The following is a 20465-nucleotide window of genomic DNA, read 5'->3' on the forward strand; positions in this document are numbered from 1 at the left end:
ACATTTCTGCTTCTGAAATTTCTTTCATTTCTCCTTCTACCATTGCGATAGAATCAGTTGAAGCTCCAATCATCATATCAATATCAGATAATTCTAATTGTGCGCGAGATGGATTGATGATAAATTTACCGTCAACTCTTCCTACTCTGGCTTCTGAAATTAAAGTTTCAAAAGGTATGTCAGACAAAGCAAGTGCGGCCGAAGCTGCTAATCCTGCTAATGCATCCGGCATCACTTCATCATCATGAGACATTAGCTGAATCATAACCTGAACTTCTGCGTGATAATCACTTGGGAAAAGAGGACGCAATACACGGTCAACTAATCTCATTGTTAATACTTCGCTGTCACTAGGACGAGCTTCTCTTTTGAAGAAACCACCAGGGAAACGGCCTGCTGCTGCGAATTTTTCACGATAGTCTACCGTTAACGGTAAAAAGTCGATACCCGGACTTGCTTTTCTTGATGATACAACTGTTCCTAAAATAACAGTTTTACCAATTCTTACTACTACAGAGCCATCAGCTTGTTTCGCTAAACGTCCTGTCTCGATTGTGATGTTTCTGCCATCACCTAAATCGATACTTTCTACAAATAATTGTGGAATCATAAATTTTTTCCTTATTGGTTATACATGGGTTTTAGTTGTGTTGTAGTTGTTGTGTGTAGTTGTTGTTTATTCTAAAACCCAATGAAAAACCAAACTTTTTTTAATGTTAATATAAATTTCAAAAATCAATATTAATGCGTTTGTAAGTTTAAAAATCTAAAATTTGATTTCTAAAATTTAAATAAAAAAAAGAGGCACTTTCGCACCTCTTTACTATATTGATTATTTTCTGATATTCAATACTTTGATAATCTCACGATATCTGTTGATCTCTTTCTTTTTCAAGTAATCTAACAACGATCTTCTTTTACCTACTAGTAGTACAAGTGAACGCTCAGTGTTGTAATCGTGACGATTTTTTTTCAAGTGCTCAGTTAAGTGTGAAATTCTGTAAGTGAACAATGCAATCTGACCTTCTGCTTTTCCAGTGTTTGTTGCTTCACCGTGTTGTGCAAAAATCTCTTCCTTCTTTTCTTTAGTTAAATACATTCCAATATTATTTAATGATTTTTATGTATGTCATACATCTTTTGTAAGACGGGTGCAAAAATACATCTTTTTTTCTGAAAAAATAAAATTAAAGTTTGAAAAATTTACAGATTAACTAATTTAAGTTAAGCCTTCCTCATGCAATTCTTTAAAAGGATTAATTTTTTTTAGAATAATTTAGCAACCTCCTGATTTACAAATTCTAAAAATCTTTCGTCTGCTTCTGTAAATGGATCAATTACGTGACTGTCAATGTCAATCTGGCCAATATTCACTCCATCAACAAATAAAGGAACCACAATTTCTGATTTTACAGTAAAACTGCAGGCAATATAATTATCCTGTGCGGCAACATCGGGAACTACAAAATTAGCATTACTTTCTGCAACCTGACCACAAATTCCTTTTCCAAACGGAATTACGGTATGATCAGTTTCGGCACCTGCATACGGGCCTAAATGAAGTGTTTTGTTTTCGTGATTGGCAAAATAAAATCCAACCCAGTTATAATATTCAACGTTTTCGTTTAATAATTGGCAAATTGCTAATAATTTTTCGTCTCTAACTGTATTTGTATCAGCTACAATCGCGCTTATTTTGGGTTGTAATTCCTGAAATGTCATGATATAAAATTTTTATACAAAAGTATTTAAAGCTAATCTCAAAAAATACATAAATTTGAAAAAAAATTCCTTTGAAAAAATATCTGTTACAATATAGGCCCTTCTTGCTTTTTATAACTACTTTCTTTATCATTTATATAGTGGCTGCGGTTATCTATAAACTGTATTTGGATAGTTTTGATGAAAAAAGTATTGATGGAATAACGAATATAGTAGGGCATCAGGTATTCAAAATAATGAATTTTTTTAATTGTGATATCAGGATTTTAAAAAGCGAATCAAATCCATATTTAGAAGTTTGGTACAATCAGAAATATGTTATCAGGATTGTAGAAGGTTGTAATGCAGTAAGTGTAATTGTTTTATTTGGTTCATTTGTTATCGCTTTTTCCGGAAAATTTAAAACCACATTAATTTTTATTCTCTTCGGGATTTTATTTATTCATATTTTAAATATCAGTAGAATTGCTTTGTTAACTGTTTTAATGTTTCATTTCCCTGAAAAAGAACATCTTTTACATGGAGTTTTTTTTCCGTTGGTTATTTACGGATTCATTTTTATTTTATGGATTGTCTGGGTTAATAAATTTTCAAAATATGCCAGATAAAGTAATTCGATATAAATTTAAAATCACAATAGCGATTCTTATCGTATTGTGTTTTGGCCTTATCAGAACTTTTGAGAAACAATTATTTTATGACCCTTTTTTAGAATATTTTGAATCGGATTTTAAAAATTTATCCTTTCCTGAGCTAAATACTTTCCAGTTTTTTCTTTCACTGCTATTTAGGTTTGGATTAAATACTATATTGTCACTATTGCTGATTTATACTTTGTTTAGGGATAGAGAAATACTTAAATTTAGTATATTTCTGTATTTGTTTTTTATGATAGCACTTTTTGGAATGTTTTTCCTGATTCTAATTTATTATTCAAATGGAAGCTGGATTCTTTTTTATGTAAGAAGATTTATTATTCAGCCCATATTTGTATTGCTTTTTATACCGGCTTTCTACTATCAGCAACAGAATATTAAAAAATAACATTTTATTAGTTCTTTTCTAAAGCGTTTTGAATAATTTTGCACTATGAATTTTAAAAAGTCCACCTGTTTGTTTTTAGCTTTTCTATTGTTGGTTTCCAACATTGGATTTGCTTTTAATTTACATTATTGTGGTGGAAAAATTGCTTCTGTTTCCTTAGATACAACTTCTGCAATTACTGAAAAAAACTGCTGTGCAAAATCAGAAAAAAAATCATCTTGTTGTAAAGACAAAGTTGTAAAGATTGAAAAAAAATCAGATAATGCTACTTTTAAAATTTTCTTTTTTCAATTGTCGATTCCTGCAATAATTCAGGAAACGCATCCGGTTTCTTTTTTGTCAGTTCACAATTTTAAGAATAATCGGGTAATTTCATATTATTCTGATGCAAATGCACCTCCTTTATTCAAATTATACCAGCAATATATTTTTTACGCCTGATTTTAATGTTTGCGAACAAGCCATAATAAGGCTTCATTGTACTGTTTTATAAATTTAAAACAGTTTTCTAATAACATTAAAATCATTTTTTATGAAAAAAACTATACTGCTTTTTGGTATACTTTTATTTTCTGTTACAGCTTTTTCACAAGAGGATCTGGAAGAAGTGAAAATTACAAAAAAGCAAAAAGGAATTAAAAAATCCTATACATTAACTGCCAATACAACTGTTATAACGAGTAAGGAATTGTTAAAAGCTGCTTGTTGTAACCTTGCTGAAAGTTTTGAAACAAATCCGTCAATAGATGTCAATTTTTCGGATGCCCTGACGGGTACTAAACAAATCAAAATGCTGGGCCTTACAAGTCCGTATTTAATGATTACTGAAGAAAATATCCCGTCGGTTCGGGGCGCTTCTCAGGCCTACGGATTGTCATTTACACCCGGGACATGGATTGAAAGTGTTCAGATTACAAAAGGAGCAGGAAGTGTAGTCAATGGTTATGAAAGTATCTCGGGACAAATAAATACAGAGCTTTTAAAACCTTTGTCTGACATTCCGTTTTTTTTAAATGTATACGGTTCTACTGATGCACGTTTTGAATTGAATACGCATTTCAATAAAAAACTATCTGATAAATGGGCGACAAGTCTGTTTGTTCACGGTAATACCAGAGTGGCTAAAAACGACATGAATGATGATGGATTTCTGGATAATCCGCTTGGAAAACAAATCAATGTTTTAAATCGTTATCAGTACTATAATCCGGACAGCGGTTTGGTAAGTTTTATCAATTTCAGATACATGAATGATAAAAAGCAAACAGGAGAGGTAGATTTTGATAAAGATAAAGACAGAGGAACTACTAATTATTGGGGCTCGGAAATTAATACGGAACGTTTTGACGTTTCAACCAAAATTGGCTATGTGTTTCCGGATATGCCTTATCAGAGTATTGGTTTTCAAAATGCCTTTAATACACATAATCAAGAATCTTACTTTGGTTTAAATCAGTATAATATCAGGCAGAATAGTTATTATTCGAATTTAATTTTTAATTCGATTATTAGTAACACAATGCATAAATTTACAACAGGATTGAATTTTTCGTATGATCAATATCAGGAATTTGTAAATGTTACTGATTACAGCAGAATTGATAATTCGGTTGGAGCTTTTTTTGAATATACGTATGACAACACCGATAATTTTAGCCTGATTCTGGGCGGAAGAGTTGATAATCATAATCGATTAGGCTTTTTTGTAACGCCCCGTTTGCACTTGAGATATAATCCTTGGGAATCTGGGGTATTTCGTTTATCAGCAGGAAGAGGAAAACGTTCGGCCAATATCTTTGCAGAAAATCAACAGCTTTTTGCAAGTTCCAGAACTTTTTCTATTTTGGATAATGAAGGCAAAATTTATGGGATGAATGCTGAAATTGCCTGGAATTACGGTTTCAGTTTCTCACAAAAATTCCATATTTTTAATAAAAATGCTGAAGCAGGTTTTGACGTATACAGAACTGATTTTCAAAATCAGGTGGTTGTCGATTTAATGCAAAGTCCTCAGGAAGTTTCATTTTATAATTTAAGAGGAAATTCATTTGCAAACAGTGTTCAGCTGGAGTTTAATTTTGAATTCATCCATAACCTGAACCTGAGAACCGCATATAAATATTACGATATTCAAACAGATTATCAAACGGGTACTTTTCAGCGTCCTTTGCAGGCTAAACATCGTTTTTTGGCTAATCTTGAATATGAAACGCGTACAGAAGATGAAAAATACTGGAAATTTGATTGTACTTTCAATTGGACAGGAAAACAACAATTGCCCTACACGGCTTCTAACCCGCAAGCAGATCAGTTTCCTGATTTTTCCCCTTCTTATTTAATAATGAATACTCAGGTAACGAGAGTTTTTTCTCCAGTTTTTGAAGTTTATATTGGTGGTGAGAATATTGGCAATTATCAACAGGAAAAAGCCATTTTAGGAAGTGATAACCCATTTGGTCCAAATTTTGATGCATCTGTAGCTTATGCTCCCATTTTTGGACAAATGTATTATGCAGGATTACGATTTAAAATAAAATAAAAACAACTTAATTATAAAAAAATGAAACATATAATTTTAATTGCATTGATTGCTTTTTTTGGATTTTCTGCTCAGGCTCAAACTAAAAAAAATAAGAATTTAAAATATAGTACAGAAGTAAACGGAAACTGTGAGCAATGTAAAAAGCGTATTGAAAAAGCTGCATTTAGTGTTCCGGGTGTAAAAACTGCCAATTGGGATATTAGCTCTCACCAGCTTACCGTAATACTGAATGAAGAAAAATCTTCGCCACAGGATATGAAGAAAGCTATTGCTAAAGCAGGGCATGATACAGACGAAATAAAAGCAACAAAAGTTGATTATGATAATTTGCATTCCTGCTGCAAATATGAAAGATAAATATGTAAAAGCCCAAGTCTTCTTGGGCTTTTTTTATAGTTAATTTATCTTTAAAATACTGTATTTAATTGTGGTTAACCTAAATTATTATTACTTTCACACCCTGTAATTTCAATAATAAACAATACTGTATGAATAATTTTGACTGGACCCAATTAATAAATCCTGAGTTTTATATTAACTTAAGCATTGGCGGAGTTCAAATTGGTTTATTTATTGTTTTATTCATTGTTTTTGCAGAAACCGGACTTTTTGCAGGTTTCTTTTTACCAGGTGACAGCTTATTGTTTTTGGCCGGAATTTATAGTAGGGAACTGATAGAGAATATGGTTATTATTCCTAATGATTTTTTAAATGTTTTTTTATTATCACTATTGGTAGCCATTATGGGAGTTTTGGGTAATATGACAGGCTATTGGTTTGGTTCTAAAAGTGGCTATTATCTTTTTAAAAAAGAAGATTCTTTTTGGTTTAAGAAAAAATATTTATTGCAATCCAAAGATTTTTTCGAAAAATATGGAGGGAAAGCCATTATATATGCTCGTTTTTTGCCTATTTTCAGGACTTTCGCTCCAATTATTGCCGGCATTGTTTCTATGGATAAAAAGAAATTTATGTTCTATAATATCCTAAGTTCATTTCTATGGTCATTTATTCTAATCTTTGCGGGACATTACTTGTACGGCGTGTTTTTAAAACAAGGAATAGATCTCAAACATCACATCGAGTATATTATTATAATCATTGTTGTAATTTCTACGTTTCCTGTTATGGTAAAGCTTTTAAAGAAAAGACCAGTCGAAAAAATATAATTGTTAATATTTTTTAAAGCTGTCTGCCAAAAAAATTAAAAATAGACTTTCCTAAGCGAGGATTTGTTTTCTCTTCTATTGATGATGATTCGTAGCAGGAGAAACCTAAAATTATTTTAATTCCGGGAGGAATACTATTTAAGATTTCTCTCTTTTGCTCCTCTAATAGCAGTTTTAAACTAGCAGTTATTTCTGAATTATTCCTAAAGTAAGAAAGTGTCAGCAGCACTGAGAAGTTCAATATTTCACGCGCAGTTTCACTTTTAATACCTACTTCGTTCGAAATCATTTCAGTAATTCTTGCCTTTTTGTTAGCAAATAATAGCTCAAGAAATGTGTTGCCTTCTGTTTTATAACAGTCATCAACAGACAGGATTCTTTCAGCAACGAAATCAATTTCTTTGTAAAAAAAAGTTTTTTCTACTGATTTAATCATTTTATTAAATGATTTTTCATCTGTATAGCTGTAGCATCCCATTAGAACAGTTCCTATTGAAACGTCAATGCCTTTTATTAGTAAAGCATCATTTTCATAGTAGAATTTGTTTAATTTGGATATAACATTAGATGAAATAAAGCGTCTTAGTTCAATTTGTAGATTTGGGATCATAATTTTACTGTAAGATTATATTTATAAATGTTAAAAAATAATGATAAATAGTGATATTTTATCGTTAATCATGATAAAAATATAAAATATATTAACATATCCAAAAAAATAGTTAAATATTTTGTTTTTTATTTTAAAAATTATATAGGAGGATTGTAGCATCATCAATAAATGCTACTTTTTTTCAAATTTAGTAGTTTAAAATTTTTAAGGATTTTAGCTATAACAAACAATTTTGTGATTTATTTAAAACAAAACAGATTTATGACGCCAGACAATTGTTAGAAAAAGTCCAAAAAACATTATACAAAACATAAAATTGATAAAACTTGAAGCTAAAAAACCAAGTAATGAGCCTGTAGCAGCTTTCAAAGCACGTTGATGGTTTTTTGAATCAAAAATTAATTCGCCTATAAAAGCACCTACAAAAGGACCAATAATAAATCCTAATGGTATTGGGGCTAAAATGCCAACAACTAATCCAATATTGGTTCCCCAAACCCCATATGAGCTTCCTCCATATCGTTTAGTTCCTTTAGACGGAATGGTATAAGCAAGAATAGTGATAATAATAGTAAGTGTAAGGGTTATTCCTAATATCCAGTAATTATTTTCTACTGCTTTTGTTAAATATAAAAGCAAAAGACCAACCCAACAACTTGCCAATCCTGGCAGTACAGGTAGAAAACTGCCTAAAATCCCTATGATCATACATATAAAACCGAGCAATATTAATAGTGAATCCATGCCATTATCTTTATAATTATGTAATAGTTAAAAGTATTCATTTTTTGGCTAAAAAAATAATCGTATTTTTATACCACATAGTTTAATCCAAATCAAAATCTTGAAGCAGTTATTCACTTTTTTAATTATTTTTCTTTTTAATTCTTGTCAATATTTTGACAAGCAGGTTCCTTCTGAAAAAGAATTACTTCAAAAGGAATTAAAATCAATCAATTGGAAAGAAGTTGATGAATATCCATCGGTTGCCGAATGTGAAAAAATTGGTGGTAAAAAACTTCGTCAACAATGTTTTTTTGAGGTTATGTCGAAACTGATTCAGTCTAAATTAGATATTGATTCACTCTCAATATTATATCCCGAATTGGATACAATCGAGGTTAGGGTAACCATTTTTCCAAATGCAACTATGAAATTTGAACCGCAATTTCCCAAAGATTCCGTTGAATATGATACCATTAAGATAGACAGTATATTGCATGCCCGACTAATCGATTTTCCAAAAGTAAATCCCGGTATAAAACGTGGCATTCCTGTTAAAACGCAATTTATCTTACCCGTGATTCTTAAGGAAAAAGAAAATCTGTAAATTATCAGGAGCTATTTCCCGCTATTCACTACAATCTTTTATGCCGAAACCCGGCACAAAAGGATTTTCGTTTCTATCGGGGCTAGGCAGTTAGATTCTGCAAGAATTATATTTTGAATCGACGGTCTTTCCACTCATAAGAACCAAACAAACTATACAAAGCCACAGCCGAACTAAAAAAAGGATAAAATAAGCTGCTAAAAATCAATTGTCTTATTCTGGTTGTTGTCAAAAATTGATTAGTGATATAAAGCAGGGTAAAATCAACAGCAAATTTAAAAATTGTATATAAAGCCAAAAGCTGTAAAGACCAAATTCCAAAAAGAAAAAACACAAAAGCAATTACAAAACTCAGGTTTTCAAAGAAAACAATATATCCTAAAAGTTTTCCAAAACCACTTTGATACGAACTTGTTTTAGCTGCCCATCGCACTCTCTGATAAAATAATGATTTCCAATTTTCTGTTGGTTTGGTAATCACAATAGCTTCCTCTGCTTTTAAGTATTGAACTTCATCAGGAAACCGAGCAACCGCTTTTTGTAACAAAAAAACATCATCGCCGCTGGCAATTTTGTCATTTCCTTCAAATCCGTTTAAACTTTCAAATAATGATTTTGTGTAAGCAAAGTTAGCACCGTTACACATAAAAGCTTTTTTAAGACCAAAACTACCAATCGTCGCACCTTGTAAACTAATTAAATCTACTTGTTGAAAATGATGTAACAATGTATTTTCGCATTCATAAGAAACAGCACCAGCCAACATAGAAACCTGATTTTCCTGAATAAAATTATCGAATGTCAGCAGCCAGTTTGCGGGCACAATACAGTCGGCATCAGTAGTAATGACCCAATTGGTTTTTACGTACTGCATTGCAGTGGAAATAGCGTCTTTTTTAGGTGAATTAGAAACTCTAATGTTATCTATAATTGATAACTGATAATTAACAATTGATAATTTAAACTTATCACTGGAATCATCATCGACTAAAATGACTTGAAATAAATCATTTGAATAATTCAGATTTGAGAAACTTTCTAATAGCTGTGGTAAATTGTTAGCTTCATTTCGAAAGGGAACAATAATAGTAAAATTTGTTTGTGGTACTAAATTCGTTCTTTGGTATTCTTTTACTTTTAAAAAACCGTAAATAATCAAACAAATATTTATTACGTAAATTATTAATATGAGGTATAAAATAAAACTCATCCTATTGTTGTTTTTGTTTTAAAATTCAATACATAATAGCTTCCTAAAACTACTGGTAAAACTACATTTAAAAACCACATCAGCGTAGTGATAAAAACAACAATCCATTCGTTTACACCTAACATTCCAAAGAAATAAATGGCAACACTACCTTTTACAGCAAAATCCAAAAACTGAAAAGTGGGCAATGAAGAGGCTAGAAAGTAAACAACTGCAATTGTAGAAATCAAGGTTATATAAGGTAAATCAACACCAAAAGCCAAAAACAAAAAGTAATATTGATGGGAAAAAACCAAATAACGCAGCATTCCTAAAACAATATTTTTTTGATGAATTGGTTTCGGGATTTTATTGATCTTTTCAAATAACTTTTCGATTGAGTATCCTTTTACTTTTATCTTTTTTAAGAAGAAAGAAAATAAAAAAACGAAAATTGATATTCCGATTATTCCTAAAACCCATTGCCAATATCCTATAATTAAAAGGCCAATTGTCCCGAATAGCACAGTTAAAATCATCTGGATTCCGTTGCAGATTAAATTCAGAAAAACCACTTTTTTAGCTTCGGATTTCTGAAAGTAAAGTGCTTTTCCGGCATATTCTCCAATGCCATTTGGTGTAAATATTCCTGCAGTTAAAGCTGCCAAGACCTGTTTCGTTGCTTCGCCTAAAGATATGGGATGAATTACTTTGGCTAAATTCTGCCATTTCAAAATTTCAAAATACCGATTCAGAACACTCAAAAGTAATATAAAACCAATTCCTAAAACCGATTGATTTTTACTAAATACTGTGATAAATTTCTGCCAGTCCAGTTTGTCATTATTCGCCAACTGATTATAAATAAAGTAAAATGCACCGCCTACAATCAAAAGTTTGATCAGAAGAACAAGGAATTGTTTAGCTTTGTGAGGAATTGATATCATGGCGCAAAAGTAATCAATTTGAAAATGTGGCAATAAAAATGTGTCAATTTGAAAATTAGAGAATAAGTCAGTTTTCTAAACCTGAAACTTGTAACAAAAAAACACTTGACAAAAGAACGCATCATATTAGGTATTGACCCGGGAACAACAATCATGGGATTTGGATTGATTAAAGTCACCAATAAAAAAATGGAGTTTTTGCAATTGAACGAATTGCAATTATCTAAATACGACAACCATTACCAAAAATTAAAAATCATTTTTGAAAGAACGATTGAATTAATTGATACTCATAATCCTGACGAAATTGCAATCGAAGCTCCTTTCTTTGGCAAAAACGTACAATCAATGCTGAAATTAGGAAGAGCTCAGGGTGTGGCGATGGCAGCCGGACTTTCAAGAGACATTCCTATTACTGAATACGAGCCAAAAAAAATAAAAATGGCGATTACCGGAAATGGAAATGCCAGTAAAGAACAGGTCGCGAAAATGCTCCAACAGCTTTTAGGCTTAAAAGAATTACCTAAAAACCTCGATTCTACTGATGGTTTGGCAGCTGCGGTTTGTCATTTTTTTAATTCAGGAAAAATAGTTGCAGGAAAAAGTTATTCGGGTTGGGATGCTTTTGTGAAACAAAATGAAGATAAAATTAGAAAATGAGATAATGTGTCAATTAGATAATTTCTTGTACTGTGAATAATTATGTACAATGTTTACCTAATTAACATATTATCCATGAGTAAATTATCTAATTATCTAATTGACAAATTTTATAATTAATGTCCGGTATATACATTCATATTCCTTTTTGCAAACAGGCTTGCCATTATTGCGACTTTCATTTTTCGACTTCCATGAAAAAGAAAGAGGATATGGTTTCGGCTATTGCCAAAGAAATCCAAATGCGAAAAAGTGAATTCAAAAACGAAACTGTAGAAACTATTTATTTTGGTGGTGGAACTCCATCGGTTTTGGAAAATTCTGAACTGCAGTTTTTAATTGATACTGTTTATAAAAATTATAAAGTTGCCGACATTCCTGAAATTACATTAGAAGCCAATCCTGATGATTTGTCTTCAGAACGAATTTTAGAATTATCCAAAAGTCCAATAAATCGTCTTAGCATTGGAATCCAGTCTTTTTATGAAGACGATCTGAAAATGATGAATCGTGCTCATAATTCGGCGGAAGCCAAAAGATGCTTAGAATACGCTACTAAATATTTTGATAATATTTCACTCGATTTAATTTATGGCATTCCGGGAATGAGCGATGAAATGTGGAAACAAAATATTGAAACAGCTTTGAGTTTTGGTATTCCGCATATTTCAAGTTATGCTTTGACGGTTGAACCTAAAACAGCTTTAAAAAAACTGATTGATACCGGAAAAATTGCTGCACCACAAGATGAAGTGGCTTCGAATCATTTTATGATTTTGGTTGAGATGCTTCAAAAAAATGATTTTATTCATTACGAATTATCCAATTTTGGGAAAGAGAATTACTTTTCTAAAAATAATTCAGCCTACTGGCTAGGTAAAAAATATATTGGCATCGGTCCTTCAGCTCATAGTTATGATGGAGAAAAAAGAGGATGGAATGTAGCTAATAATTCACTTTATTTGAAATCGATTCAGGAAAACATTTTACCATTAGAAACCGAAATTCTATCAAAGTCTGATCGTTATAACGAATATATTATGACGGGATTAAGAACTATTTGGGGCGTTTCATTAGAAAGAATTGAAAAAGAATTTGGAGAAGATTATTTGAATTATCTGAAAAAGCAAAGTCAGAAATTCGTAAATGATGATCTGCTTTCAATTCAAAATAATATTTTAAAACCCACTGCAAAAGGAAAATTTTTAACGGATGGAATTGCAAGTGATCTCTTTTACTTAAATTTGGAAGAATAAAACTTTGTGGTTAAACTATGATAGCAAAAATCAACAATTTTGAGATCGACTTATCAAGACCCATTGATATTTCTATTCCGTTAACAAATACAGAGGAAAACCCAATTGCCTGGTACATCGAAAAACCGGTTATTGAGCCTGTAATTTTTGGTGATTGGGTTGGGAAAGTTTCCGAAGGGAAATCATCTACCAATTTCAATAATATTTTTTTTAATCCACACGGACATGGAACACATACTGAATGCCTGGGGCATATTACCAATGATTTTTACAGTATTAATCAATGTTTGAAGGAGTTTTTCTTTTTTGCGAAATTAATAACGATTCAACCTGAAAAATTTGGAGATGATTTTATTATCACTAAAAATCAGATTCAAAAAGAGATCAGCATTACAGCTTTGCTTAAACAGAAAGCACTAATTATCCGGACAATTCCAAATCAAAAAGATAAAAAGTCAAGAAAATATTCTAATACGAATCCGCCTTATTTGTCTGAAGAGGCTGCTATATTCATCCGCGAAAGCGAAATTCAACATTTATTAATTGATCTGCCAAGTGTTGACAGAGAACATGATGAAGGAAAATTATTGGCTCATAAAGCGTTTTGGAATGTTAAAGATACAATCCACCTCAATAAGGATGCCTGTTTAAATGCTACCATTACAGAAATGATTTTTGTTCCCGAAGAAGTTGCAGATGGAAATTACATACTTAATCTTCAAATAGCTTCTTTTGAAAATGATGCAAGTCCCTCTAAACCTATTTTATATAAGATATGATTACTGTTTCGACTGATAAAAGCAAACTTGACGTTCCCTTTATACAGGATTTCCTGAAGGATATTTATTGGGCTGCCGGAAGAACAATAGAAGAGGTTCAGACTACCATTGATGCTTCGGTTTGTTTTGGGATTCACTTACATAACCAACAAATTGGTTTTGCCAGAGTAATAACAGATTATGTTGTTTTTGGCTATCTGATGGATGTTTTTATTACTGAAGCGCATCGTGGAAAAGGATATTCATCAATTTTAATTCAAAATGTGATGAATGAACCATTGCTTAAAGATATTAAGATTTGGAGATTAGCCACAACAGATGCGCACTTTTTATACGAAAAATTCGGATTCACAAAACTAAACCATCCCGAAAAAATGATGGAAAAAATACTATCATGAAAACAATTATAAAACTTGAAGAGATAGCCTTATTTATTCTGGGAATTTATTTATTTAGCCTTTTGAGTTTTCAATGGTGGTGGTTTTTTGTTTTAATTTTAGCCCCTGATTTATCAATGTTAGGATATTTTTTTGGAAATAAAAGCGGCGCATTTTTTTATAATGTTTTTCACCATAAAGGAATTGCACTTTTAATCTATGCTTTAGGATGTTATTTGAATGTTGAAATTATTCAATTAGCCGGAATTGTATTATTTTCACATTCGGCTATGGATCGAATGTTCGGTTACGGATTAAAATATGAAAAAGGCTTTAAATACACGCATTTAGGTGAAATTGGTAAATAATACAATTATGAATTTAGAAACATTTTATGAGTATTGTCTTTCTAAAAAAGGTGTCAGTGAGCACTTTCCTTTTGATGAAGATACTTTAGTTTTTAAAGTAGGAGGAAAAATGTTTGCTCTGTCATCTTTATTACAATGGGAGAAAAACGAACCATCGGTAAATTTAAAGTGCGATCCTGAACGTGCACAAGAGTTAAGAGCTGAATATGATGATATAAAACCAGGGTTCCATATGAGTAAAGTACATTGGAATACGATCTCTATAAATGGAAATATATCATCAAGTTTAATAAAGGAGCTTATTGATCATTCGTATGAATTGGTTTTCAAAAGTTTGACAAAGAAAATTCAGAATGAAATTATTGAATTAGAAAATTAGGCATTACATTTGTATCATAAGACGAAAAAATCAACAACTCAGTTACCTTGTAACTTAGCAACTTATAAAATATGAAAGAACAATTTAAAAAATTTCTTAACGAAGAACAAGATCCAAAAGCTATTGAAAAGATTACTTCAAAACTCAGTGATTTATTGATGAAAAACGAAGAAGTTGGATATATTGCAGTACAAAAAAAGCCTGCAATTACTGTTTTTCCGGACAGCATTGTTTTAACCAATAAGAGAATCATTATTTGTGAGCCTAGAAATTTAGGTTTATCGATGAATTTTACAGATTATACGTGGGATAATATTGCGGCTACTTTTGTTAAGGAAAACATCCTAGGTTCAGAGTTTTCATTTAATACGAATACTGATTTAGCTATTTCGATTGATTATATCCCAAAAATTCAGGCTAGAAAAATATATACTTACGCTAAGGAACAATTGGATTTACTTAAGAATCCTGTAACAATAGAAGCTCCTGTTTCAGAAACTTTAAAATCAGTTGAACCTGAAAGTTATTTTGATGAAGATGAAATTGAAGAAATTGAAACAGAAGAGGTGACCAGTTTTGCTGAAATTATGCCAGCAACAACTTATACTGAAACATTTGAACCATTACAGCAACAACCTTCTTCAGGAGAGCGTAAATTAAGCGAATTATCTAAAGAAGAACTTTTTGATAAATTGCAGAATTACAAAAAACTACTCGATAATGGTTTGATTCTGCAAGGAGAATATGATACATATAAAAAAGAAATTTTAAGCTATATGTAGTTACTAAAAAAAATCCGAAGTTCATCAACTTCGGATTTTTTTTACCATTCGTTTACCTTGTTGGCGTCCATTTTTAAGAATATAAAGAGCAGTATTGTGAACCCCCACAGCCCTGAACCCCCATAAGAAAAGAATGGAAGAGGAACCCCAATTGTTGGAAAAACACCTACCACCATGGCTATATTTACAAAGAAATGGATAAATAAGATTCCTGCTACACAATATCCATAAACCCGGCTAAATTTTGTTTTTTGTCTTTCAGCTAAATAGATTACCCTTAAAAGTAAACAAGCAAATAAAATAATAACAACTAAAGAGCCTGCAAACCCCCATTCTTCACCAACAGTCGTAAAAATATAATCAGTATGTTGTTCCGGAACAAAACCACCTTTTGTTTGTGTGCCTTCCAAAAAGCCTTTACCCAGCCATCCTCCGGACCCAACTGCAATTTCGGATTGATTTGTATTATAACCAATTCCCTTTAAATCGACACTTTTACCTAGTAAAATATTAAAACGATCCCTGTGATGCTGTTTAAAAACATGTTCAAATACATAATTTACAGATAACACAAAAATTGAAATTACGGACAAAATGATTCCGCTTAAAATTATATTACGATCAACCGCCCTTCCTTTAAAGTATATTATTGCTAAAACTACAAAAGCTATCAGAATTACCACATAGGGCTCTAAAATCAATGTGAGAACAAACAGTAACATGGCAACAAAGCCAGTCCAAACATACCATGCAGGTAATCCTTCTCTATATAAAACAATGATAAAAATACTATAAATTAAAGCACTTCCCGGATCTGGCTGAGGTAAGATTAAAAGCACGGGTAAAAATACAATCGCAAGAGCCTGAACCTGACGGTTGATATCTTTTAAGTTAATTTGTGTATCGCTTAAGTATTTGGCTAACGCTAATGAAGTAGCTGCTTTTGCAAATTCAGAAGGCTGTAAAGTGAAACTCCCTATAGCATACCAGCATCTTTGACCTGCTATTGTTTTTCCAAATAAAAACAAACCAGCCAATGATAATAACGAAACCGCAAAAATAATACTGGCATATTTTTCATAAAATTTCCCATCCACAAAAAGGACAATAAAAATTAACGGAATAGTGCAGGCAATAAATATTAATTGCTTTTCATAAGTGCCTTCGGTAGAGGATAATGAGGATGAATATATATTAAGCCATCCTAGTATTACTAAGATTGCGTAGATAATTACACTTATCCAGTCAATATTTTTTTTTACACTTTGATTTCTCATTTTAAATGAACCCTTATTAGTTTCTCTTGATAGTATCTACTTTAGTTTTCGGAATTATTCTTTTGCTTTTTGCAATAGAATCTTTTCTTTTTATTTCTAATTTGACAACATTGGCAATAGAATCCTTTTTCCTGATCTCTTTCTTAACAGTTTCTGAAAGTCCGCCTAATTTAGCATATCTGTCTTGCAGGCTTCTGGTTAAGATTCTTGTTTCTAAATCGGTTCTTGTAATCTTTTGTCTCAGGTATTTTTCTATCATTAAACTGGCAATTGGCCCGGCTATAGTTGAACCAAATCCACCATTTTCAATCATAACAGCTATTGCAATCTTTGGATTATCTTTGGGTGCAAATGCTACAAAAATGGAATGATCTTCCATCTTCACGCGTTTTCCATCAATTTTTGCAAAGTTTTCAGCTGTTCCTGTTTTTCCACAAATATCAATTCCTTGTACTTTTAAACCAGCAGCTGTTCCAAAGTTATAAACATCAAATAAACCGCTTATCATCGGTTTAAAGTGTTTTTTATCAACGGTAGTAACATGTTTTGTTGTAAATCTGGTATCAATTTTCTCACCTTCAATCTTTTTGATAATATGAGGCGTATAATAATATCCTTCATTAGCAACGGTTGCCATCATATTAGCCAGTTGAATAGGCGTCATTAAAACTTCTCCCTGACCAATTGCATTTGATATAATTGTTTTACCACTCCAGCCCCAGTCGGGATACATTTTTTTATAGGTTTTTGAAGTAGGTACTTTTCCTTTTTTACCAGTTGGTAAATCATAGCCCATAAATTGACCCAATCCAAAACTTTTCACATGATTACTCCATACATCTACCGCAAATGGTGAGCTGGAATATTTGCCAATGGTTCTTAAATAAACATTTGAAAAATAAGCGTTACATGACTTATAGATTCCCACATGAAGGTCTCTGGAGCCACCACCACAATGGCATCTTTGAAATCGGCCAGGAGCATAGGCAAAACCGCCATTACACATAAAAGTAGTATTTAAATCAATTACCTGTTCCTGAAGGCCAACAAGTCCTGTCAGAATTTTAAATGGAGAGCCGGGCGGATATTCTGCTAATAGTCCCCTGTCATATAATGGTTTAGCTATAGAATCGTGATATAATAATGTATAATTCTTAGATCGCTGTCTTCCTACCAAAATTGCAGGATCATATGAAGGAGCAGTCACAAGTGCTAAAATTTCACCAGTTTTAGGTTCGATGGCAACAATTCCTCCTCTTTTATTGATCATTAGCTCCTCGCCATATTTTTGAAGTTCAGCAGCAATTGTTAAATTGATGTCTTCCCCCTGAACGGCAATAGTATCGTATTTTCCATTTTTATAGGAACCAATTTCACGATTGTATTTATCTTTTTGAATGTATTTTACACCCTTGATTCCTCTTAAAATCTCTTCATAGCTCTGCTCAACTCCCTGCATTCCTATTAAATCGCCACTATTGTAGTAAGGGTTTTTTGCAATTAGTTTTTCATTTACCTGAGTGATAAATCCAAATACATTGGCCCCATAATTCACTTCATAATCACGAAGTGAACGTTTTTGAAAATAAAACCCATCATATTTTCGTATTTTTTCCTGAAAAGCCGCAAATTCTGTCTTATTTAATTGTGGCAAAAATACAGATGGTAATCTTGGGCTATATATTTTTGCTTTAGCTATTCTATGTTCGTAGTCTTGAGGCGTAATATTTAATAATCGGCAAAATTCTAAAATATCCAGATCTTTTTTAATTTCTCTGGGTATAACCATGATGTCATAGGAAGACTGATTTGCTACCAGCAATTTGCCATAGCGGTCATAGATGTAGCCGCGTTCAGGATAATCATATTTTATTTTGATAGCATTATTCTCTGATTTTAATTTAAAAGAATCATCAATAACCTGCAAATAAAATATCCTGATAACTAATAAGGATGCTGCAATAATAATTAAAGTGGGCAGCAGTGCTTTTCTCATCTTTTATTGGGCTTAATAATATATATTATTATGATTGAAATAATTATGGTAAATAGGGAACTAAAAAGAGTTCGAAGTAAAATATCCCAAATGAATTTAAATTGAAATGCTTCCAGAATAAATAATACAATATGATGCAATGCTACTGATACCAAAATAAATGAAAAACGTTCAGGTGTCAGCGAATCGTTTAGTTTTATAGTTTGGTATTCATAACTTAATCCAAATGAAAACTTAAAAATATAAGGTCTGTAATAGGCTAAAATCACACAGGCAGCTGCATGAATGCCTCCAGAATTACAAAACATATCCATTGTAAGGCCTAGTAAAAAACTGGAAATTATTAAACCGGATCGATTGCTGTTAACAGGATATAAAATAATATATAAAATATACGGGAAAGGACTTATGTATCCCAGGAAATTCATATTGTTGAAAATCACAATCTGAATAGCCAGCAACATAATAAATCGAAAAATATTGACTAACAATGCGCTATTCATCTTTTCCCTTTTTTTCTAAATTAATAAGTTCTTCTCTGTCCTTACTTTTAATAATATAAACATGTCCTAAATTGGTCATGTCGTTAAATAGCTTAACATTAATGGTATAGAAAGTAGTTTTTTTGTCTGTATATATATTTTGAATCGTACCGATATTAATTCCTTCTGGAAAAATTACAGATTGTCCTCCCGTTACAATAGTGTCTCCTTTTCTAACCGAAGCCAGTCTTGGAACATCAGTTAACTGTACAAATCCTGTACTTTTCCCATCCCACGTAAGTGAACCAAAGTGATTAGATTTTTTTATTTTGGCATTAATTTGAGATTTCATATTCAAAATACTAATCACGGTAGAATAATTAGGGGAAGTATTATCTACGATACCAATAATACCTAAACTATTTATTACACCCATATCTTGTTTAACACCTTCTTTTGTTCCGGAGTTCAAAGTGATATAGTTTTCGTGTGTGCTGTATGAATTATGAATTACTTTAGAAACAATAATATCACTTGGTTTGACACCTTTGATGCTGTCAATCATTAGTGCTTTGGTAGTGTCTTCAATATTAAATAAAAGACTTTTTAATCGGGCATTTTCAAGTATCAGTTCATCATTTTCAGTTCTCAAATTCAAATACTCATTTACACTGCTTATTTTTTCATAAACACCGCCACTAATAAAGTTAGCAGAGCTTATCATTCTGCTTCTGTGAAAAGAGTGAGATTGGATTGTGAGGGCCAACGAAATACCTAAAAGCAGCAAAAACAGCAATCGATTGCTGTTTCTTATTATGAAATTAAAAATTTGCTGCATTTCTTGTTCGGTTATTTTGTTTCAGGATATGCTTTTGGTTTCAAATTTTATAAGAGCCAAATGATTCAATTCAACTCTTATAAAAATATTTTGATTTGTTATATTTTGAATCTTATTTTATTAAGATACTTTTAAATTTTGCAATATTTTTAAGTGCCATTCCAGTTCCACGAACTACTGCTCGTAATGGGTCTTCAGCAATATAAACCGGTAAATCTGTTTTTTGCGAAATACGTTTGTCAAGGCCTCTTAGCATTGATCCTCCACCGGCAAGATAAATACCAGTATTGTAAATATCAGCGGCTAATTCAGGAGGAGTCTGTGATAAAGTTTCCATTACTGCATCTTCTATACGCTGAATTGATTTATCTAATGCTTTAGCAATTTCCCGATAAGAGACGTCAACCTGTTTTGGTTTACCAGTGAGTAAATCTCTACCCTGAACAGACATGTCTTCCGGCGGACTATCTAAATCTTCGACAGCAGCCCCAATCTGAATTTTTATTTTCTCTGCAGTACTTTCTCCCACAAAAAGATTGTGTTGTGTACGCATGTAATAAACAATATCATTTGTAAAAACGTCACCCGCAATTTTAACAGACTTGTCGCATACAATTCCGCCTAAAGCGATAACGGCAATTTCAGTAGTACCACCTCCAATATCAACAATCATGTTTCCTTTTGGCTGCATAATATCGATACCAATACCAATTGC

General features: G+C 31.8%; 25 protein-coding genes and 1 pseudogene. 14 read left to right on the forward strand and 12 right to left on the reverse strand.

From position 1 onward, the window contains the following. The 3 genes and pseudogenes from ABI657_RS15635 to ABI657_RS15645 form a co-directional block, all read right to left on the reverse strand. Window positions 1-610 (reverse strand): annotated as a pseudogene (locus tag ABI657_RS15635) (polyribonucleotide nucleotidyltransferase); the annotation flags it as partial. Window positions 611-832: 222 nt separating this feature from the next. After that, on the reverse strand, window positions 833-1099 hold the full coding sequence (gene rpsO, locus ABI657_RS15640; protein WP_348098205.1) for a 30S ribosomal protein S15: 267 nt from the start codon (window positions 1097-1099) through the stop codon (window positions 833-835). Between the two features lie 167 nt (window positions 1100-1266). Then, window positions 1267-1722: a GAF domain-containing protein gene (locus ABI657_RS15645; protein WP_348098206.1), complete on the reverse strand. Its 456-nt coding sequence runs from the start codon at window positions 1720-1722 to the stop codon at window positions 1267-1269. A gap of 71 nt (window positions 1723-1793) precedes the next feature. Here ABI657_RS15645 and xrtF point away from each other — a divergent pair, with 71 nt between their 5' ends. The 6 genes from xrtF to ABI657_RS15675 all read left to right on the forward strand — a co-directional run bounded on the left by xrtF (window position 1794) and on the right by ABI657_RS15675 (window position 6477). Then, a complete protein-coding gene (xrtF, locus tag ABI657_RS15650; protein WP_348098207.1) occupies window positions 1794-2330 on the forward strand; it encodes an exosortase family protein XrtF in 537 nt (178 codons plus the stop codon). Then, window positions 2320-2766, forward strand: a complete 447-nt coding sequence (locus ABI657_RS15655) for an exosortase F system-associated protein (protein ID WP_348098208.1) — start codon at window positions 2320-2322, stop codon at window positions 2764-2766. Before xrtF ends, ABI657_RS15655 begins: the two co-directional genes overlap by 11 nt. 45 nt (window positions 2767-2811) lie before the next feature. Next, a complete protein-coding gene (locus ABI657_RS15660; RefSeq protein WP_348098209.1) occupies window positions 2812-3207 on the forward strand; it encodes a hypothetical protein in 396 nt (131 codons plus the stop codon). Between the two features lie 91 nt (window positions 3208-3298). After that, entirely contained in the window at window positions 3299-5305 is a 2007-nt protein-coding gene (locus ABI657_RS15665; protein ID WP_348098210.1) for a TonB-dependent receptor, read from the forward strand. 21 nt (window positions 5306-5326) lie between these two features. Continuing rightward, window positions 5327-5665 (forward strand): heavy-metal-associated domain-containing protein, encoded by a 339-nt coding sequence (locus ABI657_RS15670; protein WP_348098211.1) that lies wholly within the window; start codon window positions 5327-5329, stop codon window positions 5663-5665. A gap of 131 nt (window positions 5666-5796) precedes the next feature. Then, window positions 5797-6477, forward strand: a complete 681-nt coding sequence (locus ABI657_RS15675) for a VTT domain-containing protein (RefSeq protein WP_348098212.1) — start codon at window positions 5797-5799, stop codon at window positions 6475-6477. Between the two features lie 13 nt (window positions 6478-6490). On the opposite strand, the gene ABI657_RS15680 is transcribed toward ABI657_RS15675, so the two are convergent. Further along, window positions 6491-7087, reverse strand: coding sequence for a hypothetical protein (locus tag ABI657_RS15680; RefSeq protein WP_348098213.1), 597 nt, complete (start codon window positions 7085-7087; stop codon window positions 6491-6493). 246 nt (window positions 7088-7333) lie between these two features. After that, a complete protein-coding gene (locus ABI657_RS15685) occupies window positions 7334-7834 on the reverse strand; it encodes a DUF456 domain-containing protein (protein ID WP_348098214.1) in 501 nt (166 codons plus the stop codon). A 100-nt stretch (window positions 7835-7934) separates the two neighbouring features. On the opposite strand from ABI657_RS15685, the gene ABI657_RS15690 reads away from it, so the two are divergent. Further along, window positions 7935-8420 (forward strand): hypothetical protein, encoded by a 486-nt coding sequence (locus ABI657_RS15690; RefSeq protein WP_348098215.1) that lies wholly within the window; start codon window positions 7935-7937, stop codon window positions 8418-8420. Window positions 8421-8526: 106 nt separating this feature from the next. On the opposite strand, the gene ABI657_RS15695 is transcribed toward ABI657_RS15690, so the two are convergent. Together ABI657_RS15695 and ABI657_RS15700 are read right to left on the reverse strand one after the other, a co-directional pair. Then, the gene (locus ABI657_RS15695) at window positions 8527-9630 is read right to left on the reverse strand and encodes a glycosyltransferase (protein WP_348098216.1); all 1104 of its coding nucleotides are present in this window, start codon (window positions 9628-9630) and stop codon (window positions 8527-8529) included. Further along, a complete protein-coding gene (locus ABI657_RS15700; RefSeq protein ID WP_348098217.1) occupies window positions 9627-10556 on the reverse strand; it encodes a hypothetical protein in 930 nt (309 codons plus the stop codon). The genes ABI657_RS15695 and ABI657_RS15700 overlap by 4 nt, the downstream gene beginning before the upstream one ends. 105 nt (window positions 10557-10661) lie before the next feature. Between ABI657_RS15700 and ruvC the strand changes: the two genes are divergently transcribed. The 7 genes from ruvC (at window position 10662) to ABI657_RS15735 (ending at window position 15157) form a co-directional block, all read left to right on the forward strand. Beyond that, the gene (ruvC, locus tag ABI657_RS15705; RefSeq protein WP_348098218.1) at window positions 10662-11216 is read left to right on the forward strand and encodes a crossover junction endodeoxyribonuclease RuvC; all 555 of its coding nucleotides are present in this window, start codon (window positions 10662-10664) and stop codon (window positions 11214-11216) included. A gap of 119 nt (window positions 11217-11335) precedes the next feature. Further along, the gene (gene hemW / locus ABI657_RS15710) at window positions 11336-12472 is read left to right on the forward strand and encodes a radical SAM family heme chaperone HemW (RefSeq protein WP_348098219.1); all 1137 of its coding nucleotides are present in this window, start codon (window positions 11336-11338) and stop codon (window positions 12470-12472) included. Window positions 12473-12489: 17 nt separating this feature from the next. Continuing rightward, entirely contained in the window at window positions 12490-13251 is a 762-nt protein-coding gene (locus tag ABI657_RS15715) for a cyclase family protein (RefSeq protein WP_348098220.1), read from the forward strand. Then, a complete protein-coding gene (locus ABI657_RS15720) occupies window positions 13248-13649 on the forward strand; it encodes a GNAT family N-acetyltransferase (RefSeq protein ID WP_348098221.1) in 402 nt (133 codons plus the stop codon). The genes ABI657_RS15715 and ABI657_RS15720 overlap by 4 nt, the downstream gene beginning before the upstream one ends. Beyond that, a complete protein-coding gene (locus tag ABI657_RS15725) occupies window positions 13646-13996 on the forward strand; it encodes a DUF4260 domain-containing protein (protein ID WP_348098222.1) in 351 nt (116 codons plus the stop codon). The genes ABI657_RS15720 and ABI657_RS15725 overlap by 4 nt, the downstream gene beginning before the upstream one ends. A gap of 7 nt (window positions 13997-14003) precedes the next feature. After that, window positions 14004-14375, forward strand: coding sequence for an MmcQ/YjbR family DNA-binding protein (locus ABI657_RS15730; RefSeq protein WP_348098223.1), 372 nt, complete (start codon window positions 14004-14006; stop codon window positions 14373-14375). Between the two features lie 71 nt (window positions 14376-14446). Further along, window positions 14447-15157, forward strand: coding sequence for a PH domain-containing protein (locus tag ABI657_RS15735; protein WP_348098224.1), 711 nt, complete (start codon window positions 14447-14449; stop codon window positions 15155-15157). A 41-nt stretch (window positions 15158-15198) separates the two neighbouring features. Here the strand turns inward: ABI657_RS15735 and rodA are convergent, their stop codons facing one another. The 5 genes from rodA to ABI657_RS15760 form a co-directional block, all read right to left on the reverse strand. Beyond that, a complete protein-coding gene (rodA, locus tag ABI657_RS15740) occupies window positions 15199-16434 on the reverse strand; it encodes a rod shape-determining protein RodA (protein ID WP_348098225.1) in 1236 nt (411 codons plus the stop codon). 16 nt (window positions 16435-16450) lie between these two features. Further along, complete coding sequence (gene mrdA / locus ABI657_RS15745) at window positions 16451-18430, reverse strand: penicillin-binding protein 2 (protein WP_348098226.1); 1980 nt, start codon at window positions 18428-18430, stop codon at window positions 16451-16453. Then, window positions 18427-18933, reverse strand: coding sequence for a rod shape-determining protein MreD (locus tag ABI657_RS15750; protein WP_348098227.1), 507 nt, complete (start codon window positions 18931-18933; stop codon window positions 18427-18429). Before ABI657_RS15750 ends, mrdA begins: the two co-directional genes overlap by 4 nt. Beyond that, window positions 18926-19750 carry a rod shape-determining protein MreC gene (gene mreC, locus ABI657_RS15755; RefSeq protein ID WP_348098228.1) on the reverse strand — a complete coding sequence of 275 codons (825 nt, stop codon included), beginning with the start codon at window positions 19748-19750 and terminating at the stop codon, window positions 18926-18928. The genes ABI657_RS15750 and mreC overlap by 8 nt, the downstream gene beginning before the upstream one ends. Window positions 19751-19862: 112 nt before the next feature. Then, window positions 19863-20465, reverse strand: a 603-nt coding sequence (locus tag ABI657_RS15760; RefSeq protein WP_348098229.1) for a rod shape-determining protein, incomplete at its 5' end; no start/stop codon positions are given.

The sequence above is a fragment of the Flavobacterium sp. genome (genome assembly GCF_039930565.1).
Taxonomy (GTDB): domain Bacteria; phylum Bacteroidota; class Bacteroidia; order Flavobacteriales; family Flavobacteriaceae; genus Flavobacterium.

What these genes read in the sequence shown, in the direction of transcription:
- rpsO (WP_348098205.1), bottom strand. Translation starts at nt 1,099, where the DNA reads ATGTATTTAACTAAAGAAAAGAAGGAAGAGATTTTTGCACAACACGGT.
- ABI657_RS15645 (WP_348098206.1), bottom strand. Translation starts at nt 1,722, where the DNA reads ATGACATTTCAGGAATTACAACCCAAAATAAGCGCGATTGTAGCTGAT.
- ABI657_RS15655 (WP_348098208.1), top strand. Translation starts at nt 2,320, where the DNA reads ATGCCAGATAAAGTAATTCGATATAAATTTAAAATCACAATAGCGATT.
- ABI657_RS15660 (WP_348098209.1), top strand. Translation starts at nt 2,812, where the DNA reads ATGAATTTTAAAAAGTCCACCTGTTTGTTTTTAGCTTTTCTATTGTTG.
- ABI657_RS15665 (WP_348098210.1), top strand. Translation starts at nt 3,299, where the DNA reads ATGAAAAAAACTATACTGCTTTTTGGTATACTTTTATTTTCTGTTACA.
- ABI657_RS15670 (WP_348098211.1), top strand. Translation starts at nt 5,327, where the DNA reads ATGAAACATATAATTTTAATTGCATTGATTGCTTTTTTTGGATTTTCT.
- ABI657_RS15675 (WP_348098212.1), top strand. Translation starts at nt 5,797, where the DNA reads ATGAATAATTTTGACTGGACCCAATTAATAAATCCTGAGTTTTATATT.
- ABI657_RS15680 (WP_348098213.1), bottom strand. Translation starts at nt 7,087, where the DNA reads ATGATCCCAAATCTACAAATTGAACTAAGACGCTTTATTTCATCTAAT.
- ABI657_RS15685 (WP_348098214.1), bottom strand. Translation starts at nt 7,834, where the DNA reads ATGGATTCACTATTAATATTGCTCGGTTTTATATGTATGATCATAGGG.
- ABI657_RS15695 (WP_348098216.1), bottom strand. Translation starts at nt 9,630, where the DNA reads ATGAGTTTTATTTTATACCTCATATTAATAATTTACGTAATAAATATT.
- ABI657_RS15700 (WP_348098217.1), bottom strand. Translation starts at nt 10,556, where the DNA reads ATGATATCAATTCCTCACAAAGCTAAACAATTCCTTGTTCTTCTGATC.
- hemW (WP_348098219.1), top strand. Translation starts at nt 11,336, where the DNA reads ATGTCCGGTATATACATTCATATTCCTTTTTGCAAACAGGCTTGCCAT.
- ABI657_RS15715 (WP_348098220.1), top strand. Translation starts at nt 12,490, where the DNA reads ATGATAGCAAAAATCAACAATTTTGAGATCGACTTATCAAGACCCATT.
- ABI657_RS15720 (WP_348098221.1), top strand. Translation starts at nt 13,248, where the DNA reads ATGATTACTGTTTCGACTGATAAAAGCAAACTTGACGTTCCCTTTATA.
- ABI657_RS15725 (WP_348098222.1), top strand. Translation starts at nt 13,646, where the DNA reads ATGAAAACAATTATAAAACTTGAAGAGATAGCCTTATTTATTCTGGGA.
- ABI657_RS15730 (WP_348098223.1), top strand. Translation starts at nt 14,004, where the DNA reads ATGAATTTAGAAACATTTTATGAGTATTGTCTTTCTAAAAAAGGTGTC.
- ABI657_RS15735 (WP_348098224.1), top strand. Translation starts at nt 14,447, where the DNA reads ATGAAAGAACAATTTAAAAAATTTCTTAACGAAGAACAAGATCCAAAA.
- rodA (WP_348098225.1), bottom strand. Translation starts at nt 16,434, where the DNA reads ATGAGAAATCAAAGTGTAAAAAAAAATATTGACTGGATAAGTGTAATT.
- mrdA (WP_348098226.1), bottom strand. Translation starts at nt 18,430, where the DNA reads ATGAGAAAAGCACTGCTGCCCACTTTAATTATTATTGCAGCATCCTTA.
- ABI657_RS15750 (WP_348098227.1), bottom strand. Translation starts at nt 18,933, where the DNA reads ATGAATAGCGCATTGTTAGTCAATATTTTTCGATTTATTATGTTGCTG.
- mreC (WP_348098228.1), bottom strand. Translation starts at nt 19,750, where the DNA reads ATGCAGCAAATTTTTAATTTCATAATAAGAAACAGCAATCGATTGCTG.